18 protein-coding genes and 1 pseudogene are annotated in these 20,540 nt (G+C 68.7%); 14 read left to right on the forward strand and 5 right to left on the reverse strand.

Annotated features, from left to right (window positions below; all coding sequences use genetic code 11):
* From RT97_RS33545 to fabG, 9 genes and pseudogenes are all read left to right on the forward strand, one after another.
* Positions 1-268: pseudogene (locus tag RT97_RS33545) on the forward strand (hypothetical protein); the annotation flags it as partial.
* A gap of 16 nt (positions 269-284) precedes the next feature.
* Positions 285-1,994, forward strand: coding sequence for an AMP-binding protein (locus RT97_RS26315; protein WP_042581811.1), 1,710 nt, complete (start codon positions 285-287; stop codon positions 1,992-1,994).
* Positions 1,994-2,998 carry an acyl-CoA synthetase gene (locus tag RT97_RS26320; protein WP_042581812.1) on the forward strand — a complete coding sequence of 335 codons (1,005 nt, stop codon included), beginning with the start codon at positions 1,994-1,996 and terminating at the stop codon, positions 2,996-2,998. The genes RT97_RS26315 and RT97_RS26320 overlap by 1 nt, the downstream gene beginning before the upstream one ends.
* A complete protein-coding gene (locus tag RT97_RS26325) occupies positions 2,970-3,623 on the forward strand; it encodes a LolA-related protein (protein ID WP_042581813.1) in 654 nt (217 codons plus the stop codon). The genes RT97_RS26320 and RT97_RS26325 overlap by 29 nt, the downstream gene beginning before the upstream one ends.
* Complete coding sequence (locus tag RT97_RS26330) at positions 3,620-6,031, forward strand: MMPL family transporter (RefSeq protein WP_042581814.1); 2,412 nt, start codon at positions 3,620-3,622, stop codon at positions 6,029-6,031. Before RT97_RS26325 ends, RT97_RS26330 begins: the two co-directional genes overlap by 4 nt.
* Positions 6,031-6,870 (forward strand): polysaccharide deacetylase family protein, encoded by an 840-nt coding sequence (locus tag RT97_RS26335; RefSeq protein ID WP_042581815.1) that lies wholly within the window; start codon positions 6,031-6,033, stop codon positions 6,868-6,870. The genes RT97_RS26330 and RT97_RS26335 overlap by 1 nt, the downstream gene beginning before the upstream one ends.
* Positions 6,867-7,634, forward strand: coding sequence for a class I SAM-dependent methyltransferase (locus tag RT97_RS26340; protein ID WP_042581816.1), 768 nt, complete (start codon positions 6,867-6,869; stop codon positions 7,632-7,634). The genes RT97_RS26335 and RT97_RS26340 overlap by 4 nt, the downstream gene beginning before the upstream one ends.
* Positions 7,631-8,101 carry a 3-hydroxymyristoyl-ACP dehydratase gene (locus RT97_RS26345; protein ID WP_042581817.1) on the forward strand — a complete coding sequence of 157 codons (471 nt, stop codon included), beginning with the start codon at positions 7,631-7,633 and terminating at the stop codon, positions 8,099-8,101. Before RT97_RS26340 ends, RT97_RS26345 begins: the two co-directional genes overlap by 4 nt.
* Positions 8,098-8,829 carry a 3-oxoacyl-ACP reductase FabG gene (gene fabG, locus RT97_RS26350; protein WP_042581818.1) on the forward strand — a complete coding sequence of 244 codons (732 nt, stop codon included), beginning with the start codon at positions 8,098-8,100 and terminating at the stop codon, positions 8,827-8,829. Before RT97_RS26345 ends, fabG begins: the two co-directional genes overlap by 4 nt.
* Positions 8,830-8,844: 15 nt before the next feature.
* On the opposite strand, the gene RT97_RS26355 is transcribed toward fabG, so the two are convergent.
* The 4 genes from RT97_RS26355 to RT97_RS26370 all read right to left on the reverse strand — a co-directional run bounded on the left by RT97_RS26355 (position 8,845) and on the right by RT97_RS26370 (position 12,042).
* Entirely contained in the window at positions 8,845-9,537 is a 693-nt protein-coding gene (locus tag RT97_RS26355) for a mobilization protein (protein WP_042581819.1), read from the reverse strand.
* Between the two features lie 73 nt (positions 9,538-9,610).
* Complete coding sequence (locus RT97_RS26360; protein ID WP_042581820.1) at positions 9,611-10,903, reverse strand: type II toxin-antitoxin system HipA family toxin; 1,293 nt, start codon at positions 10,901-10,903, stop codon at positions 9,611-9,613.
* Complete coding sequence (locus RT97_RS26365; RefSeq protein ID WP_042581821.1) at positions 10,900-11,217, reverse strand: helix-turn-helix domain-containing protein; 318 nt, start codon at positions 11,215-11,217, stop codon at positions 10,900-10,902. Before RT97_RS26365 ends, RT97_RS26360 begins: the two co-directional genes overlap by 4 nt.
* Positions 11,218-11,283: 66 nt before the next feature.
* On the reverse strand, positions 11,284-12,042 hold the full coding sequence (locus RT97_RS26370; protein WP_042581822.1) for a hypothetical protein: 759 nt from the start codon (positions 12,040-12,042) through the stop codon (positions 11,284-11,286).
* A gap of 114 nt (positions 12,043-12,156) precedes the next feature.
* Here RT97_RS26370 and smc point away from each other — a divergent pair, with 114 nt between their 5' ends.
* The 5 genes from smc (at position 12,157) to def (ending at position 20,022) form a co-directional block, all read left to right on the forward strand.
* Positions 12,157-15,672 carry a chromosome segregation protein SMC gene (gene smc, locus RT97_RS26375; RefSeq protein ID WP_042581823.1) on the forward strand — a complete coding sequence of 1,172 codons (3,516 nt, stop codon included), beginning with the start codon at positions 12,157-12,159 and terminating at the stop codon, positions 15,670-15,672.
* Between the two features lie 14 nt (positions 15,673-15,686).
* Complete coding sequence (locus RT97_RS26380) at positions 15,687-16,787, forward strand: cell division protein ZipA C-terminal FtsZ-binding domain-containing protein (protein WP_042581824.1); 1,101 nt, start codon at positions 15,687-15,689, stop codon at positions 16,785-16,787.
* 24 nt (positions 16,788-16,811) lie between these two features.
* Positions 16,812-18,896 carry an NAD-dependent DNA ligase LigA gene (gene ligA, locus RT97_RS26385; protein WP_042581825.1) on the forward strand — a complete coding sequence of 695 codons (2,085 nt, stop codon included), beginning with the start codon at positions 16,812-16,814 and terminating at the stop codon, positions 18,894-18,896.
* A gap of 251 nt (positions 18,897-19,147) precedes the next feature.
* Positions 19,148-19,450: a hypothetical protein gene (locus RT97_RS32785; RefSeq protein WP_253278320.1), complete on the forward strand. Its 303-nt coding sequence runs from the start codon at positions 19,148-19,150 to the stop codon at positions 19,448-19,450.
* Positions 19,451-19,482: 32 nt separating this feature from the next.
* Complete coding sequence (def, locus tag RT97_RS26390; protein ID WP_042581826.1) at positions 19,483-20,022, forward strand: peptide deformylase; 540 nt, start codon at positions 19,483-19,485, stop codon at positions 20,020-20,022.
* Positions 20,023-20,050: 28 nt separating this feature from the next.
* On the opposite strand, the gene RT97_RS26395 is transcribed toward def, so the two are convergent.
* Positions 20,051-20,440 (reverse strand): DoxX family protein, encoded by a 390-nt coding sequence (locus tag RT97_RS26395; protein WP_042581827.1) that lies wholly within the window; start codon positions 20,438-20,440, stop codon positions 20,051-20,053.
* Between the last annotated feature and the right edge of the window lie 100 nt (positions 20,441-20,540).

Consider the following 20,540-nt stretch of genomic DNA (forward strand, 5'->3'; position numbering starts at 1 on the left):
TTCCTACACGACGCATCTCACGCAGGTCTGGACCGTGTACTTCGCGGTCGTGGTCGTGTCGTCGATCGTGGTCTACCTGACGATGCCGTTCTCGGCCTGGTCGCTTCTTGCCAATGTGCTGTCGCCCGTGTCGGTGGGCCTGCTTTTCGTGGGCGAGCACCTGATCCGCTACCGGCTGCACCCCGAGTTCGAGCGCACGCGCCTGGTCGATGCGGTGCGCGCCTTCTACGGCACCTCGACGATCGACAACGGCGCCGGCCCCCGGTAACACAGGCGCAGCCCGCGTGACGACAGACAACCCCCTCCTGCCCCTGCTCGCGGACCGCGACCCCGACGACCCGCTGGCCTGGCGCGCCGGCGTACCGGTGAGCACCCGCCAGTTCCTGGCCGACGTGGCCCGCTTCGCGCCGGTGCTGCCGGACGAGGGCCCCGCGGTCAACCTGTGCGTCGACCGCTACGCGTTCGCGGTGAGCCTGGGCGCTGCGCTGCTGCGCGGGCACGCAAGCCTCTTGCCGCCCGATGCGCGCCCCGACACGCTGGCGCGCCTCGTCGAGAGCCATGGCACCCGGCTTTTTGCGCTCACCGACGACACGAAACTCGAAACGCCCGGCATGCAGAGCGTGCTGATCGAAGACCGCTCCAGCCTCGACGGCGATGCGAGCGCAACCGTGCCTGCGTTCGACGGCGCGATGCACGCGGCCAGCCTGCTCACCTCGGGCTCCACCGGCGCGCCGCAGCCGCATGCCAAGACCTGGCGCACGCTGGTAGGCGACGTGGCCGTGGCGGTCGAGCGGCTCTGCCGCGTGCTCGAACGCCCCACGCTCGAAGGCCTGACGCTGGTTGCCACCGTGCCGGTGCAGCACAGCTACGGGCTCGAATCGTCGGTGCTGCTGGCGATGCTGGGCGGTGCCGCTTTCGAAAGCGGGCGGCCGTTCTTTCCGGCCGACGTGGCGCAGACGCTGGCCTCGGTGCCGCGCCCGCGCGCGCTGGTGACCACGCCGTTCCATCTCAAGACGCTGCTGCTGTCGGGCATCGAACTGCCGCCGGTGGACCTGATCCTCTCGGCCACCGCGCCGCTGTCGCCGCAGCTCGCGCTGCAGGCCGAGCAGGCCATGGGCGCCGTGCTGCTCGAGATCTACGGCAGCACCGAGTCGGGCCAGGTCGCCACGCGCCGCACGACCGAGAGCGAAATCTGGGAAAACTTCGGCCAGATCCGCGTGCGTGCGGAGCCGGGCGAGGCCGATGGCCCCGAGCGCTTCATCTTCGAAGGCGACTTCCTGCCCGAGCCGACGCCCATGGCCGACGTGCTCGAATTGCTCGACGACCGGCGCTTTCGCCTGTTCGGCCGCGCGAACGACCTGATCCACGTGGCCGGCCGGCGCAGCTCGCTGGCGCACTTGAACTATCACCTCAACAGCATTGCGGGCGTCGACGACGGCGCCTTCTGGCTGCCCGACGAGGTGGCCGACGGCGTGGTGCGGCCGATCGCTTTCGTGGTGGCGCCCACGCTGACGGCGGGCGCCATCGTCGCCGCGCTGCGCCAGCGCCTCGAGCCGGTGTTCGTACCGCGGCGCGTGGTGCAGGTGAAGTCGTTCCCGCGCGAAGGCACCGGCAAGCTCACCGTGCGGGCGCTGCGCGAATTCGCGCTGGCCCAACTTGCGGAAGACGACACGCCGGTGCAGATCGTCCACACGGTGCCCGCAGACCATCCTTCTTTTGCCGGCCATTTCCCGGGCCAGCCGCTGCTGCCAGGCGCGCTGGTGCTGGCCGAGGTGGTCGAGGCCATCCAGCGCGTGCCAGCGCTGGTCGCCCGGCTTGGTGCGACGCCGACGCTCGCGGCGGCCAAGTTTCTCGCACCCGTGCGGCCTGGCAGCACGCTCTCCATCGAGCTGCATCCCGAAGCGGGCGCGGGCCGCGGCGTCCGTTTCGACGTGCGTTGCGACGGCGTGGTGGCTGTCAGCGGCCGCTGGACGGCCGTGCAAGAGTCTGCGTGATGAAGCACACCGACGCCGAAACGCGCGCCGTCAACGAGGCGGCCCAGACTGCGCAGGCGACGCAGAAGGGCGGCTGGACCCAGGCGCCCGAGCGCAGCAACATGCTGGCGCTGCGCTTCATCTGTTTCATGGCGCTGGTGTGCGGGCGTCACGTCACGCGGCTGCTGCTGCCTCCGATCAGCCTGTACTTTTTGCTTTTCGCTCCTGCGCCGCGCCGCCAGATCAAGCGCTACCTGTTCCGGGCCATCGGCCCGCACGCGGGCTGGATCGACGGCTACCGGCTGCTGCACGCCTTTTCGTCGACCGTGCTCGACCGCGTGTACTTCCTGCGCGGACGCATGGACCTCTTCAAGCTGACGATCGAAGGCAACGAGCCGCTGGAGACCGAAGCCGACGAAGGGCGGGGCGCGTTCCTGCTCGGCGCCCACGTCGGCAGCTTCGAGGTCATGGGCGCCTGCAAGCACCGCACGCGGCAGCACGACCTTCGCCTGGCGATGCTGATGTACCCGGACAACGCACAGCGCATCACCGCCATCCTCAATGCCATCGCGTTGCCCGAGATGCGGCCGCACGTGATCGCGCTCGGCCGGCCGCACTCGATGCTCGCGCTGCGCGATTGGCTCGACAGCGGCGGGCTGGGCGGCATGCTCGCCGACCGCACCCTGCCGGGCAGCGAAGACCAACCCTCGCACCACCGCGGCAACAACATCGTGCTGCCGTTCCTCGGGCAGCCCGCCACTTTCAACGACGGGCCGTTCCGGCTCGCCGCGCTGCTGCGCCGCAAGGTGTTCTTCATGGCCGGCCTCTATGGCGGGGGGGCCCGCTACGATGTCCGCTTCGATCCGCTGGCCGACTTCGGCGAGCCTGCCGCCGATGCCGCGGACCGCGAGCGGCGCATCCGCGCCGCCGTCGAGGCCTACGTCGCACGCCTGGAGGCGCTGTGCCGCGCTTATCCGTACAACTGGTTCAACTTTCATGATTTCTGGCTCGAAGATACGGCTTGACCGGCTTTGCAGGGTGTTTCTACTCGCGGTGGCTTTCTGCGCCGCGCCGGCGTGGGCGTTCGACCTGCCCGAGCTGATGGGCCTGCTGGCCAAGCAGAAGAGCGGCGAGGCCCGCTTCACCGAACAGCGTTTCGTGCACGGGCTGGAAGGCCCGCTCGATGCGAGCGGCACGCTGAGCTTCGACGCACCCGACAAGCTGGTGCGCCGCACGCTGTCGCCGCGCATCGAGACCATGGCGGTCGACGGCAACACGCTGACGCTCTCGCGCGGCGGCCGCAACCGCACACTGGCGCTGGACAGCATGCCCGAGCTGCTCGGCCTGGTCGAAGCCATGCGCGGCACGTTGAGCGGCGACGGCGCTACGCTGCAGCGCTACTTCAAGAGCACGGTGACCGGCGCGCCGGGCAAGTGGACGCTCGACCTCTCTCCCATGGACAGCCGGCTGGCCGCGCAGGTGCGCAGCATTCGCATCAGCGGCCGCGCGAGCGACGTGCTCGGGCTGGAGATGGAGTTCGTCGGCGGTGACCGCTCGGTCATGAACATCTCGCCGAACGCGCCGGCGCCTGCGCCCGCGGCATCCCCCAACGCGGCCCCGTCCGGCGCGGCCGGACGCACCGCACCGTGACTGCCGCGACGGCGCCGCAGGCGGGCGGCCCGCCGAGCTGGCAGCGCAGGGCGGTCGTGCTGCTCGCGTGGCTGCTGGTGCTGGTGTGCGGTGCGGTGGTGATCGCGCGTACGCAGATCGGCGCCGATCTCTCGGCGTTCTTGCCCAAGAGCCCCGACCTGCGCCAGCGCGTGCTGATCGAGCAGCTGCAAAGCGGCGTCGCCTCGCGCACGCTGATGCTGGGCATCGAAGGCGGCACCGCCGAGCAGCGCGCGACGGTCTCGCGCGCCACGGCCAAGACCATGCGCGAGAGCCAGCTTTTCGACCTGATCCAGAACGGCGACGTCGGCGATTGGAGCGAGGCTGGCGCCTGGGTGCTTCAGCACCGCTACCAACTGTCGCCCGGCGTCACGCCCGCGCAGTTCACCGCAGAAGGCCTGCGCGACGCGATCAACGAGACGCTGTCGATGCTCGGCACGCCGGCCGGCAACGTGATCAAGCCCTTGCTCGATCGCGACCCGACCGGCGAGACGCAGCGCATCGCCATGGAGCTGGTGCCCGCGAGCGCGCCGCGCAGCGAAGACGGCGTGTGGATGTCGCGCAGCGCGCCGCGCGCACTGATGATCGCCACCACGCGCGCCGCTGGGAGCGACCTGGACGCGCAGGCCGTGGCCATCGCGAAGGTCCATGCGGCCTTCGAAGCCGCCACGCGCGACATGGGCGAGGCCAAGCCCAAGCTGCTGCTGAGCGGCCCCCCGGTGTTCTCGGTGATGAGCCGCGACAAGATCAAGACCGAAGCCATCCACCTCGCCATCGTCGGCGGCATCGTGATGGGCGCGCTGCTGCTGCTGGCGTTTGCCTCGCCGCGCGCGCTGCTCATCGCCTTCCTGCCGGTCGCCACCGGCGTGGTGATCGGCACTGCGAGCGTGAGCCTGGTGTTCGGCTCGGTGCACGGCCTCACGCTGGGATTCGGCAGCACGCTGATCGGCGAGACGGTCGACTACGCCATCTATTACCTGATCCAGGCGCGCGGGGCGGCCGTGGCCGGCACCGGCTGGCAGCGCTGGCGCGACCTCAACTGGCCCACGGTGCGGCTCGGGCTGCTGACCTCGGTGTGCGGCTTCGCGGCGCTGGTGTTCTCGGGTTTTCCGGGGCTCGCGCAACTGGGCGTGTTTTCGATTGCCGGCCTGGTCGCTGCCGCGCTGGCCACGCGCTACGTGCTGCCGATGCTCGCGCCCGACGGCGCGACCGGCATGGGCATGCGCAGGTACATGGCGCAGGTCGCCGGCATGCTGGTGCGCGGCCTGCCGCGGCTGCGCTGGCCGCTCGCGGCGCTCGGCGTGGCCGCGCTGGGGCTGGTGCTGTGGCAGGGCGGGCACCTCTGGCGCGCCGACTTGGGAGCGATGAGTCCGGTGCCCAAGTCGGCCCAGCAGCTGGACGAGATGTTGCGCAACGACATCGGCGCGAGCGACGGCGGCGTGCTGGTGGTGGCCTACGGAGACGACGAGCAGGCGGCGCTGCGCAACACCGAAGCGGCCGCCGCCAAGCTCGATGCGCTGGTCGATACGGCCGAACTCGGCGGCTACGAGGCCGTCACGCGCGTGCTGCCGAGTGCAGCGGCGCAGGCCGCGCGCATCGCAAGCCTGCCCGATGCCGCAACGCTGCAAGCCAACCTGGCCGAGGCCACGAAGGGCCTGCCGCTGCCGGCCTCGCGGCTCGGGCCTTTCCTGGCCGACGTTGAGGCGGCGCGCCAACTCGCGCCCGTGCAGCGCGCCGACCTGGCCGGCGGCCCGCTCGGCTCCGTGCTGAACACGCTGATGTACCAGCGCCCCGGCGGCGGATGGGCGACGCTGCTGGTGCTGCACCCCGGTCCGAAATTCGACCAGGGCCGGCTCGAAGCCGCGCTGGCCGGTACCACCGACGTTCAGGTCGTCGATGTCGGCCGCGAACTCGCGAGCCTGTACCAGCGCTACTTGCACGAGGCTTTCGTGCAGGTGCTGCTCGGCGCGCTGGCGGTGGTGGTGCTGCTGGGCATCTACCTGCGCTCGTGGCGCCGGCTGCTGGCCGTGTGCCAGCCGCTGGTGTTCGCGGTGATGCTCACGCTGGGCGGCATGGCGCTGGCGCAGGCCGCGCTCGGCATCCTGCACCTGGTGGGGCTGCTGCTGATCGTGGCGGTCGGTTCGAACTACGCGCTGTTCTTCGACCAGCTACGCACGACGGGGCGGGCGGACGAAGACACGTTGGCCTCGCTGATGCTGGCCAACCTGACGACGGTGGTGTCGTTCGGCTTGATTGCGATATCGGATATCCCGGCATTGTCTTCAATCGGTCGCGTGGTCGCGCCGGGAGCGCTGCTGGCGCTGCTGCTGTCGGCGGCATTCGCCCGGCATGTCGCCCCGCCGGCGGAGTCGTCCACGCAGCGCACCTGATGGGAAAATCCGTCGCGATGTCTTCCGCTACCGCCGCCCCTGAATCCTGGCCCTGGCCGCCGGCCATGCGCGCCAGCGCGGCTTGGCATGTGGCCGCCATCGGCGCGGGCGTGCTGGTGCCGGGCGCGTGGCCCTGGGCCATCGGCGCGATCGTGCTCAATCACGCGCTGATCACCGGTGCCGGGCTCACGCCGCGCAGCAACCTGCTGGGCCCCAACGTCACGCGCTTGCCCGAAGCGGCCGCTGCCCGCCGCGAAGTCGCGATCACCATCGACGACGGGCCGGAGCCTGAAGTCACGCCCCGCGTGCTCGACCTGCTGGACGCCCATGGCCAGCGCGCCACCTTCTTTTGCATCGCCGAGCGCGTGCTCGCGCATCCGGAGCTGGCCCGCGAGATCGTGGCGCGCGGCCACAGCATCCAGAACCACACGGCGAGGCACCGGCACAACTTCTCGTTTCTCGGGCCGCGCGGCTTCGCGAGCGAGATCGCGCGGGCGCAGGACATCCTGACCGAAGTCACGGGCCAGCGCCCGACCTGCTTTCGCGCGCCTGCCGGGCTGCGCAATCCGTTTCTCGAACCGGTGCTGCATCGCCTGGGCCTCTCGCTCGTGAGCTGGACGCGGCGCGGCTTCGACACGCGCGAAGGCGACCCCGCCAAGGTGATGGCGCGCCTCGCCCGCAACCTGCAGGCCCGCGACATCCTGTTGCTGCACGACGGCAACGCCGCGCGCACCGCCGAAGGAAAACCCGTTTTGCTGGAGGTATTGCCCTTGTTGCTCGAACGCCTGCGCGCCGATGGATTGCGCGCCGTGACCCTGCCCGAAGGGATGAAGTCGTGAGTGCCGTGATGCCGTCGTCATCCACGGACAACGCGTGGCGCGAGCTGCATGAAGCGGCGACCGTTCCCTACAAGAAGGGCGGCACCTTCGCCTGGCAGTTTGCCCGCGGCAAGCTCGGACGCGACCCGGTGTTTCGCGGGCTGCTCGAACGCGGGCTGATCGATGCGCAGCATCGGCGCGTGGTCGACATCGGCTGCGGACAGGGCCTCTTCGTGAGCCTGCTGGCGTCGATGAGCACCATGCAGCAGCAGGGGCGCTGGCCCGCTTCGTGGCCGGCCACGCCGGCGGCTGCGGACTACACCGGCATCGAGCTGATGCCCAAGGACGTGGCGCGCGCCGAGGCGTCGGTCGGCCACCTGCAGCCGACGCCGCGCCTGGTGTGCGCCGACATGTGTTCGGCCGCGTTGCCCGATTGCGACCTGGTCGTGATCCTCGACGTGCTGCACTACGTCGACCTCACGGCGCAAGAGGGCGTGCTGACGCGGGTGCGCGATGCGCTGCGTCGCGGCGGCAACCCGAAGGCGCGGCTGCTGCTGCGCGTGGGCGACGCATCGAGCCGCCGCGGTTTCGCGATCAGCCAATGGGTCGATCGCACGGTCACGCGCATCCGCGGCCACAAGGTCTCGCCGACCTGGGGCCGGCCGCTCGCCGAGTGGACGGCGCTGCTGCAGCGCCTGGGTTTTCGCGTGCAGAGCATTCCGATGAGCGAAGGCACGCCCTTCGCCAACGTGCTCCTGGTGGCCGACCTGGAGGCCGCCGCTTGACGGCGCCGCAGACGCTCGACCGCGCAGGCATTGCCGCGCGCATTCCGCACAGCGGCAGCATGTGCCTGCTGGAGCAGCTCGACGGGTGGGACGCGGAGGTGATCCGCTGCAGCACGACGACGCACCGGCTGGCGGACAACCCGCTGCGCACCGCCGGCGGTTTGCTGGCGCCGAACCTCATCGAGTACGCGGCGCAGGCCATGGCGTTGCATGGCGGCCTGTTGGCTGCCGAGGGCAGCACGCCGTCGGCCGGCTTTCTTGCGAGTGCGCGCAATGTGCGGCTGGCGGTGGCGCGGCTCGACGACATCGAAGGCGCATTGCGGGTGCAGGCCAGGCGCCTGTCGGGCGACGAGCGGCAGATCCTTTATGAATTCGCGGTGAATGCCGACGACGGCCGCACGCTGGCCGAGGGCCGGGCCGTGGTGGTCCTGAACACGCCGCTCGCAACAGAAAGCACCGCATCATGAGTCTCGAAGGAAAGCGCGCGCTGATCACGGGCGCCAGCGGCGCACTTGGTGCCGCCATGGCCGAGCGTTTTGCACGCGATGGCGCGACGGTGCTGCTGCACGCGAATTCGCGACCGGAAGCAGTCGAGCAACTGGCCGCTTCGATCATGGCGGCGGGCGGCAAGGCCGAATGCCATGTGTTCGACCTGCGCAGCGACGAAGCTTCGGCAGCGGCGTGCGCGCGCATTCTGGAAGGCGGGCCGGTCCAGGTCCTCGTGAACAACGCCGGGGTGCACGACGACGCCGTGTTGCCGGGCATGCGCGCCGACCAGTGGCACAAGGTGATCGACGTGTCGCTCAACGGATTCTTCCGCGTGACGCAGCCGTTGCTGCTGCCGATGATGCGCACGCGCTGGGGGCGCATCCTGAACATCTCTTCGGTGTCCGCGATCACCGGCAACCGGGGGCAGGTGAACTACGCCGCGGCCAAGGGCGCGCTCAACAGCGCGACCAAGGCGCTGTCGCTCGAAGTGGCGTCGCGCGGCGTGACGGTCAATGCGATTGCGCCGGGGATCATCGCGTCGCCGATGGCGGATGCGGTGTTCGATCCCGCGGTCATCAACCAGATGGTGCCGGTGAAGCGGGCGGGAACGCCGCAGGAAGTCGCCGCGCTGGCCTCGTTCCTGGCCAGCGACGAAGCGGCCTACATCACGGGGCAGGTGATCTCGATCAACGGCGGGATGATTTGAGGCCGCTCGGGGGCGTTACAGCGGCAGCGTGTCGAACGCGGCGTAGGCCGTAGCCAGCCACGACTTCACGCGCTGGCGTTCCAGCAGGCCCAGCGCATGCGGCCCTTCGCGGTCGTTCACTGCCTTCCAGAAGCTCGTGTTCTGCGCGTCGATCTTGCGCATGCTGGCTTCGTGCAGGCGCGGCAGGGCAATGACCCGGGCGCCGTTCGCGTTCGCCTTGGAGAGCGATTGCGACGCCAGCAGCATCCCGAAGTCGCTGCCGCGCCCGTAGTTCTGCACCACGATGTAGTTGGGCCGGTTGCCGAAGGTGTCGATCAGCGTGCCGAGCAGGTCGGTGGAGTCCTTGCCGTCGTCGAGCACGTGCCAGAAATTGACGGTCACGCCGATTTCGGCGAACACGTCGAACAGGTCCGACTCCTTGATCCAGCGCGACAGCGGGGCCAGCGTCTGGGCGGCCAGGTCGACGATCACGCTCTGCTTCGGATTGCTTTCGAAGCCGTTCACGACCGTGTCGAGTCCTTCGTAGCTGTCCACCACGACGGGGGAGGCGAAGCCTTCGTAGAAGCGGGTAAACGAGCTGTGCGAGCGGTCGGTGTCGAAGCCGGTGAAGGGGCGGCTGCGGTCGATGAAGTACTGCGCCAGGACGCGCGCCGTGACCGACTTGCCGACACCGCCTTTTTCGCCGCCGATGAAATTGATGGAGCTCATGAGTTGCTGCTGCCTCGAATGGGTTGGGGGGTGGAGGGCTGAATCATTCTAGGGGGCGTGTTTTTCCGTGGGCCTATTTGCCGCGCTTGGCCATGGCTTGCAGCAACGGGTGTGCCTGCAAGCGCTGTTGCAGCCGCTTCTTCCACGGCGCGGGCAGCGTCGAGCCGTCGATCATTTCGGGCCAGAGGTTGCGGGCGAGCCGAGCGGTGTCGGCGACCACGCGCCGCACCAAAGGTTCGTGCAGGCCGGTCGAGAAGCAGAAGGCGCGCACGTTGGCGGGCGTGAAGAGGGCGGTGCGCCGGGGCGCAGCGGCGTTCGTCGGCAGGAGGGGAAGCGCATGGCCGTCGACGCCCTGGATCGCTGCGTACGCGACGATGTCGTAGGCCGGCGCGAGGCGTGGCGCAATGCCGTCGGCGTACAGCACGCCGAAGTTCTTCAAGTGGGCGTCGGGGTTGCCGAGGAGGTCGTTCACTGCGAGGCGCCGCACGAGTTCGAGTACGGCGTCTTCGCCCAGCGAGGGAAAGGCCTGCATGGCGAGTGCCATGTCGAGGTAGCTGGCGCTGTACTTGTGCATCGGATCCACGGCGAGCACTTGCGCGAAGTCCTCGAAATGGATGCGGCGCGCGCCGTCGCGGTCGAAGCGCGTCACGGCCAGGAAGTCGGGCTCGTCGGGCAGCGCGTAGCTGTGCTCCGCCTTGATCGCCGAGAGCGGCGCCAGCTCGGCGATGCACACCTCGACGCCCGCGGCGCCCGCCATTTGCAGCGACAGCATTTCGAGCTGCGGCATGTGCGGCCGTCCGGCCACCGGCAGCTTGGCGATCACGCGGGTGCTCGCGCCGGCGCGCGTGCGCGCCACGTAGCGGCCGCCCTGGCGGCGCAGGCCCAGCTTGGGCTGCACGCCGGACACCGAGATGCCTTGCGGCATCGGCAGCTCCACCACCGACATCTCGAGCGCGTCCTGGTCCTGGGTGATCAGCCGCTGCAGCGTGCCGCGATCGACAGACACCGGCTTGGCGCTCACCGCACCGGGCAGGTCGCCGCCGCAGGCTGCGAGCAGCTCGAAGTGATCGTTCTCGCGGCAGCCGCGCAACTGCGCGATGTGGCTGCGCAGCACGCCTTCGGGCAGCAGGTTCTGGAAGAAGCGCGGAAGCTGGCCGCCCTGGGCGTTGAAGAGCGGGTTCTTCACGTCGCTCCAGAGGGCGGCCTGCGCGGCCGGGTCGCTCGCCACCATCGAGAGGGACAGCACCTCCGGCGGCGGCGCGGCGATCAACTCCGGCTCCGCCACGAAGCGGCACAGGTCCGCGTACTGGAAGAGCTTGCCGAAGCGTCGCGTGCCGAGCGAGATCTCCAGGATCTTGACATTCATGGCGAGCCGCGCTTGTTTGTGTAAGGCGGCGGGGACGGGGCTTGTGCGACCGCATGGCCCACGCGGGTGGTGACGGGGCGATAGCCGGGATCGGTACCCGCGCTTTCGCCGAAGCCCTTGGGCGCCAGCTGCAGTTCCAGCCCGAGCGCATCGACCAGCGCGAGCAACGAGGACATCTGCGGATTGCCCTGGAGGCTCAAGGCGTTGCGCACAGAGCGCTCGGTGAGCCCCGAGCGCGAAGCGATGTCCGCGGTCGAGAGTCCCGTGGCATCGCGTCGCGCGGTAAGAGTGGTGATGAGTTCCTGCTTGTTCACGGAAACATATTACCGCAAATGGCATTTTGGGAAATATATTTCCCCAAATCATTCGGCTTGGCAAGCCTATTTAGGCAGCATCGTGAAGAAGGGCATGACGACGCCCATGACCCAGTTCTGCCCGAAATCGAGCGCTGCGCGGCGGTATTTCTCGTCGGCCTGCGCGGCCAGCAGATCGAGCCGGGCCACCACCTTCGACAGCTCCCGGTCGGCCACGAGGTTGCGGCCGCGCTCGCTGATCTCGGTGGCCAGCAGCAGCGGCTGGCCGTCGGGGGCGGTCTTGGAGGAGATCAGCCAGAGCGATATCTCGAAATTGCGCGCGGCCCGGTAGCTGTTCTCGGCATCGACGCCATCAATCATGGTCTGTTCCCAGGTGCCGCCGTTGGCCTGCTTGAGCATCGAAGCCCAGCCGACCACCAGCGCCGCGACGCGGTCGCCCTGGTAGGCCTGGGGCCCGGTCTCGAAGGCCAGGCGGATCGCCTCGATGCCGGTGGCCCCGCGCAGCTCGGGCAGGTCGGGGCCCTTCAGCACCGCGTCCCAGGCCCGTTGGCTCGCGTCGTCGACGTTTGCCGCAGATTTGCGCCATTCCCGCGGATTGCGCCGGTAGAGCGTGGTCTGCACGCGCCGGATCGACTGGAGGTTGTCGCGCAACGAAAGGTTGGCGATGCGGTTGGCGCCGGACTGCAGCCATTCCTGGTTGGCATAGGGCTCGGCGCGCTCGGTCGATCGGGTCGCCGCGCAGCCCGCCAGGCCGAGCAAGGAGGCAGCCCCGGCCAGAAGGCAGGTGCGTCGCGCCGCAAGGGGTAAAACCGGAGAAACACTCATGCCCTGACGTTATCATCCAAGACTGGGGCGGCGGCTCGCTTCTAGCTGCGGGCCCGTGCAATTTTCCTTACAAATCAATACCTTGGCGTTAATGCCAAGGCAGGCCGACAAGTCGTGCGTCTCAATTCCATCAAGCTCTCGGGCTTCAAGTCGTTCGCCGAACCCACCAACTTCCTGCTGCCGGGCCAATTGGTCGGCGTGGTGGGGCCCAACGGTTGCGGGAAGTCGAACATCATGGATGCGGTGCGCTGGGTGCTCGGGGAATCGCGCGCCTCCGAACTGCGCGGCGAGTCGATGCAGGACGTGATCTTCAACGGCACAACCACCCGCAAGCAGGCCAGCCGCTCGAGCGTCGAACTGGTGTTCGACAACGCCGACCACCGCGCCGGCGGCCAGTGGAACCAGTTCGGCGAAATCGCCGTGCGGCGCGTACTCACGCGCGACGGCACCAGCAGCTACTACATCAACAACCAGCCGGTGCGTCGCCGCGACGTGCAGGACGTGTTCCTGGGCACCGGCCTGGGCCCGCGCGCCTACGCCATCATCGGCCAGGGCACGATCAGCCGGATCATCGAATCCAAGCCCGAGGAACTGCGCCTGTTCCTGGAGGAAGCCGCCGGCGTCTCCAAGTACAAGGAACGCCGCCGCGAAACCGAAAACCGCCTGGGCGACACGCGAGAGAACCTCACGCGCGTCGAGGACATCCTGCGCGAACTCAACGCCAACCTCGAGAAGCTCGAGAAGCAGGCCGAGGTGGCCGCGCGCTACAACCTGCTGCAGGGCGACGCCACGAAGAAGCAGCACCAGCTGTGGTTCCTCAAGCGCAGCGAGAGCGATGCCGACCAGGCCAAGATCAAGTCCGATTCCGAAAAGGCGATCAACGACCTCGAATCGCGCACCGCGGACCTGCGCCGCATCGAGGCCGAACTCGAGACCGTGCGCCAGGCCCACTACGCGGCCGGCGACCAGGTCAACCAGGCACAGGGCAAGCTCTACGAGGCCAGCGCCGAAGTCGGGCGGCTCGAAGGCGAGATCCGTTTCGTAGTCGAAGGCCGCCAGCGCGTCGAACAGCGGCTGGTGCAGCTGCGCGAGCAGATGGGCCAGTGGGGCACCCGCCGCGAAGAGGCCGAGGCCGAGATCGAAACGCTGGCCGGCAAGGGCGTCGATGCCGAAGAGCAGGCGATCCTTTTGGCTGCGCAGCTCGAGGAACACGACGCGCGCATGCCCGAGCTCGAAGAAGCCGTGCAGCGCGCCCAGGACGAGGCCAACAGCCAGCGCACGACCGTCTCGCAGGTGCAGCAGCAGATCCAGGTGCTGGCCGCCGACCAACGCAACATCGAAGACCAGAGCCGCCAGCTCACGCAGCGCAGCGAACGCCTGCGCGCCGACCAGAACGCGCTGGCCGCGCCCGATGAGGCACGCCTGCTCGACATGCAGGAGCAACTGGCCGCCGCGCAGGAAACCGCCAGCGAAGCCGAGGCCCGCCTGCACGAGCTGCAGGAAGCCGTGCCGCAACTGGACGACGACCGCCGCGCAAAGCAGCAGGCCGTCAACACCGAAGGTGCGCGCCATGCCGAGTTCTCGGCGCGGCTCGAAGCGCTGCGTGCGCTGCAGGAAAAGGTCAAGACCGACGGCAAGCTGGCTCCGTGGCTCGCCAAGCACGGCCTGGATGGGCTTCAGGGCCTGTGGAGCCGCATCCACATCGAGCAGGGCTGGGAAAGCGCGCTCGAAGCGGCCCTGCGCGAGCGCCTGGGCGCGCTCGAAGTCAGCCGGCTCGACATGGTCCGTGCCTTCGGCAACGACGCGCCGCCGGCCAAGCTCGCGTTCTACAGCCCGCCGTCGGCCGGAGCGCCGCAGGGCGCCGCGACGCTGCCGCGGCTGTCGAGCCTGTTGCGGCTGAACGATGCCGGCCAGCAAGCCTTGCTGAACGACTGGCTCCACGGCTGCTACACCGCCTCCAGCTTCGAAGAAGCGCTGGCGCAGCGCGCCACGCTGCAGCCGGGCGAAGTCATCTACGTGCAGAGCGGCCATGCCGTGTCCTCGCACAGCGTCAACTTCTACGCGCCAGATTCCGAGCAGGCCGGCCTGCTGGCCCGCCAGCAGGAAATGGAAAACCTGGAGCGCCAGCTCAAGGCCCAGACGCTCATCAACGAAGAAGCGCGCACCGCGCTGATCCGTGCGGAAGCCGCCTACGGCGACGCCGCCCAGCGCCTCGTGACCGCGCGGCGCGAAGCGGCCGATACCCAATCGCGCGCCCACGAACTGCAGGTCGAGACGCTGCGCATGACCCAGCTCGCCGAGCAGACGCGTGCGCGCAGCCAGCAGCTGGCTTCCGACCTCGGCGAGGTCGATGCGCAACTCGAAGAGCTGCAGGAAAAGCGCATCGCCGCCGAAGGCCGCTTCGAAGAGCTCGACATGCAACTGGCCGACAGCCAGGAGCGCCACGCCCAGCTCGACGAGCGCGTGATCGAAGCCGGCCGCGCGCTGAATGCCAGCCGCGAGCAGCACCGCAGCCTGGAGCGCCAGGCGCAGGAAGCCACGTTCTCGCAACGCACGCTCGAAGCTCGCCGCGCCGAACTGAATCGCGCCATCGAGACCGCATCGCAGCAGGTCGTGGCGCTCACCGACGAAGACGAGCGCGCCCGCGCCGAGCTGGGCCGCCTGTCCGACGCCGCAGCGCAAGCCGGCCTGCAGGACGCGCTGTCGCTCAAGCTCGAACGCGAGACCGCACTCGGCGCCTCCCGCAGCCAGTACGACGACCTCACGCTCAAGCTGCGCGCGAGCGACGAGCGCCGCCTGCAGCTGGAGCGCGAGCTCGATCCGCTGCGCCAGCGCATCACCGAGTTCCAGCTGAAGGAACAGGCCGCGCGCCTGGGTGTCGAGCAGTACCAGCAGCTGCTGGAAGACGCTGGCGCCGACCTGGAAGCCATCGCGCAGTCGATCGAGACCGACAAGGTGCGCCTGACCGGCCTGCAGAGCGAAATCGATCGCCTCAACCGCGAAGTCGTCGCGCTGGGCGCGGTCAACCTCGCCGCGCTCGACGAACTCGCGATCGCGAGCGAGCGCAAGACCTTCCTCGATGCCCAGTCGGCCGACCTGAATGAAGCCATCGGCACGCTCGAAGATGCCATCCGCAAGATCGACGCCGAGACGCGCGACCTGCTCGGCGGCACCTTCAAGATCGTCAACGAGCACTTCAGCCGCATGTTCCCCGAGCTCTTCGGTGGCGGCAATGCAAGACTCGTGATGACGGGCGACGAAATCCTCGATGCCGGCGTGCAGGTGCTCGCACAGCCGCCCGGCAAGAAGAACCAGACCATCCACCTGCTCTCGGGCGGCGAGAAGGCGCTCACGGCCATCGCGCTGGTGTTTGCCATCTTCCAGCTCAACCCGGCGCCTTTCTGCCTGCTGGACGAAGTGGACGCGCCGCTGGACGACGCGAACACCGAGCGCTATGCCAAACTCGTGACCGCCATGAGCCGCGAAACCCAGTTCCTCTTCATCAGCCACAACAAGATCGCCATGGAAATGGCCGAGCAGCTGATCGGCGTCACGATGCAGGAGCAGGGCGTCTCGCGCATCGTCGCGGTGGACATGGAGGCCGCGGCCTCCATGGTCGAGGCCGCCTGAGTCGAGCGGCGCGCATGAGCAATCTCACTCTCGCTCTCTCCATTCTTGGAGGCCTCGTCCTCGCGGCCGTCGTCGGCTACGAAACCTTCATGTCGCGCCGCAACGCACCGCGCCAGCCCGATGCGGTCGACACCGCGCTGGCCGACGCGGAGCGGTCCATGTCGTCGGCCGACGGCGTGGAGCCGATGCTGCATGTCGATCCGAACCAGATATCGGCGCAAGACCGCCACGAGCCCCTGTTCGACCCCGACCTGCCGGCGCCCAGCGGCGTCCCGGTCGCCACCGGCGAGCGGCGCGGCGGGCTCGATCCGCTGATCGACGTGATCGCACCGGTGTCGCTGGACGGCCTGGCCTCGGGCGATGCCGCCATCGCGGCCATGCCGCCGACGCGGCGCGCGGGCAGCAAGCCGGTCGCCATCGAGGGCTTGAACGAGCACACCGGCCAGTGGGAGCCGCCCGTCGCGGGTCAACGCTACAGCGCGTTCCAGGTCGGCGTGCAGCTGGCCAATCGCACGGGCGCGCTCAACGAGATCGAATACTCCGAATTCGTGGTCAAGGCGCAGGCCTTTGCCGATGCGGTCAACGGCTCGCCCGAATTTCCCGAGATGCTCGACGAAGTGGCGCGGGCCCGCGAGCTCGACCAGTTCGCCAGCGCGCACGATGCGCAGCTGGGCTTCGTGCTGCGTGCGCTGCATGCGGCCTGGAGCCCGGGCTACGTGCAGCAGAACGCCGCGCGGCTCGGCTTCGTGGCGGGCATCATCCCGGGGCGCATGGTGCTGCCCACGGGCGAGGTCGGCCTGCCGCCGATTCTTGGGCTCGCCTTCGACACCCAGGCCGCGCTTGCCGACGATCCGGCGCAATCGGCCATCCGCGAGCTCAGCCTGAGCCTGGACGTGCCGCAGGTCGATCGCGCCGAGGAGCCGTTCCGCCGCATGCGCGAAGCCGCCGCCACGCTCGCGCGCGAGATGGACGGCGTGGTGACCGACAGCGACGGCCAGTTGCTGCGCGACGAGACGATGGACGTCATCGGCAGCGACCTCGAGCAGCTCTACGACACGCTCGATGCACGCGACCTCGCGGCCGGCTCACCGCTGGCACGGCGCCTCTTCAGCTAACTCCGACCTTCGGGAGACACCCACATGACGACGCGCGACGAGGCGGCACGCGAAGCCGCCGCACTGAGCGAACAGCTTCACAAGCACGCCCACCTCTATTACGTGCTCGACGCGCCCGCACTGCCCGACGCCGAGTACGACAAGCTGTTCCAGCGCCTGCAGGCCCTGGAGACGGAGTTTCCCGAGCTGCGCACACCCGATTCGCCGACGCAGCGCGTGGGCGGCAAGGTGCTCGACGGCTTTGCCAAGGTGCGCCACAAGGTGCCCATGCTCTCGATCCGCACGGAGACCGACATCACGCCCGGCGGCGCGAGCGCCTTCGATGCGCGCGTGCGCAAGGAGCTGGGCCTGCCCGAAGACGGGCCGCAGGTGTCGTACGTATGCGAGCTCAAGTTCGACGGTCTCGCCATGAACCTGCGCTACGAAAACGGCGTGCTGGTGCAGGCGGCAACGCGCGGAGATGGCGAAGTCGGCGAGGACGTCACGCAGAACATCCGCACGGTGCGCGAGATTCCGCTGCGGCTCGGGGGCAAGGCGCCGCCCGTGGTCGAGGTGCGCGGCGAGGTCTACATGAAGCGCGCCGATTTCGACGCGCTCAACGAACGTCAGCGCGAAAAGATCGCCGCCGGCCAGAAGAACGAGAAGGTGTTCGTCAATCCGCGCAATGCGGCAGCCGGCGCGGTTCGCCAGCTCGATCCGGCGATTGCGGCGGCACGGCCACTGAGCTTTTTTGCCTACGGCCTCGGCGAAGTCACGCCGGCCGCGGAAGGCGGCCCGGATTGCCCGACGCAGTTCGACTGGCTGCAGCAGTTCCATGCCTGGGGTTTTCCCGTGGCCTCGCAGACTGCACGGGCCACCGGAGCCATCGAGTTGATCGCGTTCCACGAAAACATCGGCCGCCAGCGCGATGCCTTGCCCTACGACATCGATGGCGTGGTCTACAAGGTCGACAGCGTCGAGTTGCAGCGGCAGCTCGGTTTCGTCTCGCGCGAGCCACGCTGGGCCGTGGCGCACAAGTACCCGGCGCAGGAGCAACTCACCGAGGTGCTCGGCATCGAGATCCAGGTCGGCCGCACCGGCAAGCTCACGCCGGTCGCCAAGCTCGCGCCGGTGTTCGTCGGCGGCGTGACCGTGACCAACGCCACGCTGCACAACGAGGACGAAGCCCGCCGCAAGGACGTTCGCGTGGGCGACACGGTCATCGTGCGGCGCGCGGGCGACGTGATTCCCGAAGTGGTCGGCGTGGTGCCCGAGAGCCTTGCCAAGCCGGAGGGCGAACGCGGCCAGATCTTCACCATGCCGCACAAGTGCCCCGTCTGCGGCTCGGATGCGGTGCGCGAAGAGGAAGAGGTCGACTACCGGTGCACCGGCGGCCTGTTCTGCGCGGCGCAGCGCAAGGAGGCGATCCTGCACTTCGCAGCGCGGCGCGCGGTCGACGTCGACGGGCTGGGTGACAAGCTGGTCGAGCAACTGGTGGACGCCAACCTCATCCGTACCTTGCCCGATCTCTACAAGCTCGGATTCACCACGCTCGCGGGCCTGGAACGGATGGCCGAGAAGTCGGCCAAGAACCTTGTCGATGCGCTCGAGGCGTCCAAGAAAACCACGCTGCCGCGTTTCCTTTTCGGCCTGGGCATTCGGCACGTGGGCGAGAGCACGGCGAAAGACCTGGCCAAGCACTTCGGCAAGCTTGACGCCATCATGGACGCGACCGAAGAGCAATTGCTGGAGGTCAACGACGTGGGCCCGGTGGTGGCGCAGAGCCTGCGCACCTTCTTCGACCAACCGCACAACCGCGAGGTGGTCGAACAGCTGCGCGCCTGCGGGCTGACCTGGGAAGAGGGCGAGCCCGCAGCCCGTGCGCCGAAGCCGTTGGCGGGCCTGACCTTCGTGATCACCGGTACCCTTCCTACGCTGGGCCGCGACGAGGCAAAGGATAAATTGGAGGCAGCCGGCGCAAAGGTCGCCGGTTCCGTCAGCAAGAAGACCCATTACCTCGTCGCCGGTGAAGAAGCCGGCAGCAAGCTCGACAAGGCTCGCGAAATCGGGGTGACCGTGATCGACGAGGCGCGTATGCTGGAGATTCTGGAGAGCGGCATCCCGGAGTGAGCTTCGGCACCCGCCGCCTCTTTACCGGCCGTTACGCAGCTTCATCGCAGCGCAGTCAACAGGGTCTACAACCTGACGTTGAAAGAAAACTGAAGGTCAACAAGGAGTCCCTCATGCAAAAAACTCGCGTTCTTGGTGCCAGCGTTGTCCTCGGCGGCCTCGCGCTGCTGACGGGCTGCGTTGCGGTCCCGGGCGATCCGTATTACTCGGGCGGGGGGTACTCCGAGCCGTACTATTCCGACCCGTCGCCAGTGGTCGTTTCACCAGCCCCGGTCTACATCCAGGGCGGGGGCTACTACGAGCGAGGCCGCTATTACGACCGTCGTCCGTACTACGGTCGCCCTGGCTATCCGGCCGTTCGTCCGGGCTATCCCGCGGTGCGTCCCGGGTATCCGGCCGGTCGCCCGCCGGGCAACTGGGGCGGTGGCCGTCCTCCCTCCGCCGGTGGTGGCGTCCCGGGCATCACGCCGTCGCAGCCTCAGCAGATGCCTCAAGGCCGCGCGCGCCTGTGGACCTCGCCGGACTCGAAGAACAACCCCGGCGGCATCCCGTGACCATGGGCTGAGGCTGTCGCGATAATCGCGCGATGGCCATTCGCGAAATACTCAAGATGGGCGACCCCCGGCTGCTGCGCATCGCGCAGCCGGTCGCCGCTTTCGATACCGACGAACTGCACCTCCTGGTGCGCGACATGTTCGAGACCATGCATGCGGTCAACGGCGCCGGCCTCGCGGCCCCGCAGATCGGCGTGGACCAGCAACTGGTGATCTTCGGTACCGACATCGTCAACCCCCGCTATCCCGACGCGCCGCCGGTGCCCCGCACCGTGCTGCTGAATCCCGTCATCACGCCCATCGGCGAAGACGAGGAGGAGGGCTGGGAAGGGTGCCTCTCGGTGCCGGGCCTGCGCGGCGTGGTGCCGCGCTTCGCCAACATCCGCTATACCGGCTTCGATCCGTACGGCGAGCCCATCGACCGGGTCGCCAGCGGGTTTCATGCGCGCGTGGTGCAGCATGAAGTCGATCACCTGCTGGGCAAGCTCTATCCGATGCGGGTGCGCGATTTCTCGCGCTTCGGCTACACCGAGGTCCTGTTTCCGGGTCTCGATGCGGCCGACGACGACTGAGGCACCAGGCCCCAACCGCGCCCAGTCGTTATCTGTTGCTGAGGCCGAAGCGGCCGCCGCCCGTGAAGGCCAGCGAAATCGCCGCGAACAGGAACATGCCCTGCAGTTCCAGCGCCCACCCGCCTTGGCCGTTGATCGCGCCGAGGTCCTTGCGGTGCACCAGCCAGATCGCCACCAGCATGTTGATCGCCACGATCACTGCGGCCGGCCGCGTGAACAGGCCGACGATCAGCAGCGCGGGCGCCAGGATTTCACCGACATAGACCCCGTACGCCAGGAAGGCCGGCAGGCCGTGCGAGGCCAGCATGCCGCCGATGCCGTCGACGCCCTTGGTGACCTTGGCCACGCCGTGCAGCAGGATGAGGATGCCCAGCGCGAGGCGCAGAACGAGCTTGCCGGTGTCGTCGGACTTGAACATTGTGTGATTCCTGTTCGGGAGAGTTGATAAAGGGCCGTATGGTATTGCGGTATTGCCGCGTGGCCGGGCATAAGCATTCAACCGAGCGTTCTTTGGCGCG

It is taken from the genome of Variovorax paradoxus (assembly GCF_000834655.1).
GTDB lineage: Bacteria > Pseudomonadota > Gammaproteobacteria > Burkholderiales > Burkholderiaceae_C > Variovorax > Variovorax paradoxus_F.

Bases quoted from the DNA above. Each gene is read 5' to 3' on its own strand.
- RT97_RS26320 (WP_042581812.1), top strand. From the start codon at position 1,994: ATGAAGCACACCGACGCCGAAACGCGCGCCGTCAACGAGGCGGCCCAG.
- RT97_RS26325 (WP_042581813.1), top strand. From the start codon at position 2,970: ATGATTTCTGGCTCGAAGATACGGCTTGACCGGCTTTGCAGGGTGTTT.
- RT97_RS26335 (WP_042581815.1), top strand. From the start codon at position 6,031: ATGGGAAAATCCGTCGCGATGTCTTCCGCTACCGCCGCCCCTGAATCC.
- fabG (WP_042581818.1), top strand. From the start codon at position 8,098: ATGAGTCTCGAAGGAAAGCGCGCGCTGATCACGGGCGCCAGCGGCGCA.
- RT97_RS26355 (WP_042581819.1), bottom strand. From the start codon at position 9,537: ATGAGCTCCATCAATTTCATCGGCGGCGAAAAAGGCGGTGTCGGCAAG.
- RT97_RS26360 (WP_042581820.1), bottom strand. From the start codon at position 10,903: ATGAATGTCAAGATCCTGGAGATCTCGCTCGGCACGCGACGCTTCGGC.
- RT97_RS26370 (WP_042581822.1), bottom strand. From the start codon at position 12,042: ATGAGTGTTTCTCCGGTTTTACCCCTTGCGGCGCGACGCACCTGCCTT.
- RT97_RS26380 (WP_042581824.1), top strand. From the start codon at position 15,687: ATGAGCAATCTCACTCTCGCTCTCTCCATTCTTGGAGGCCTCGTCCTC.
- ligA (WP_042581825.1), top strand. From the start codon at position 16,812: ATGACGACGCGCGACGAGGCGGCACGCGAAGCCGCCGCACTGAGCGAA.
- def (WP_042581826.1), top strand. From the start codon at position 19,483: ATGGCCATTCGCGAAATACTCAAGATGGGCGACCCCCGGCTGCTGCGC.
- RT97_RS26395 (WP_042581827.1), bottom strand. From the start codon at position 20,440: ATGTTCAAGTCCGACGACACCGGCAAGCTCGTTCTGCGCCTCGCGCTG.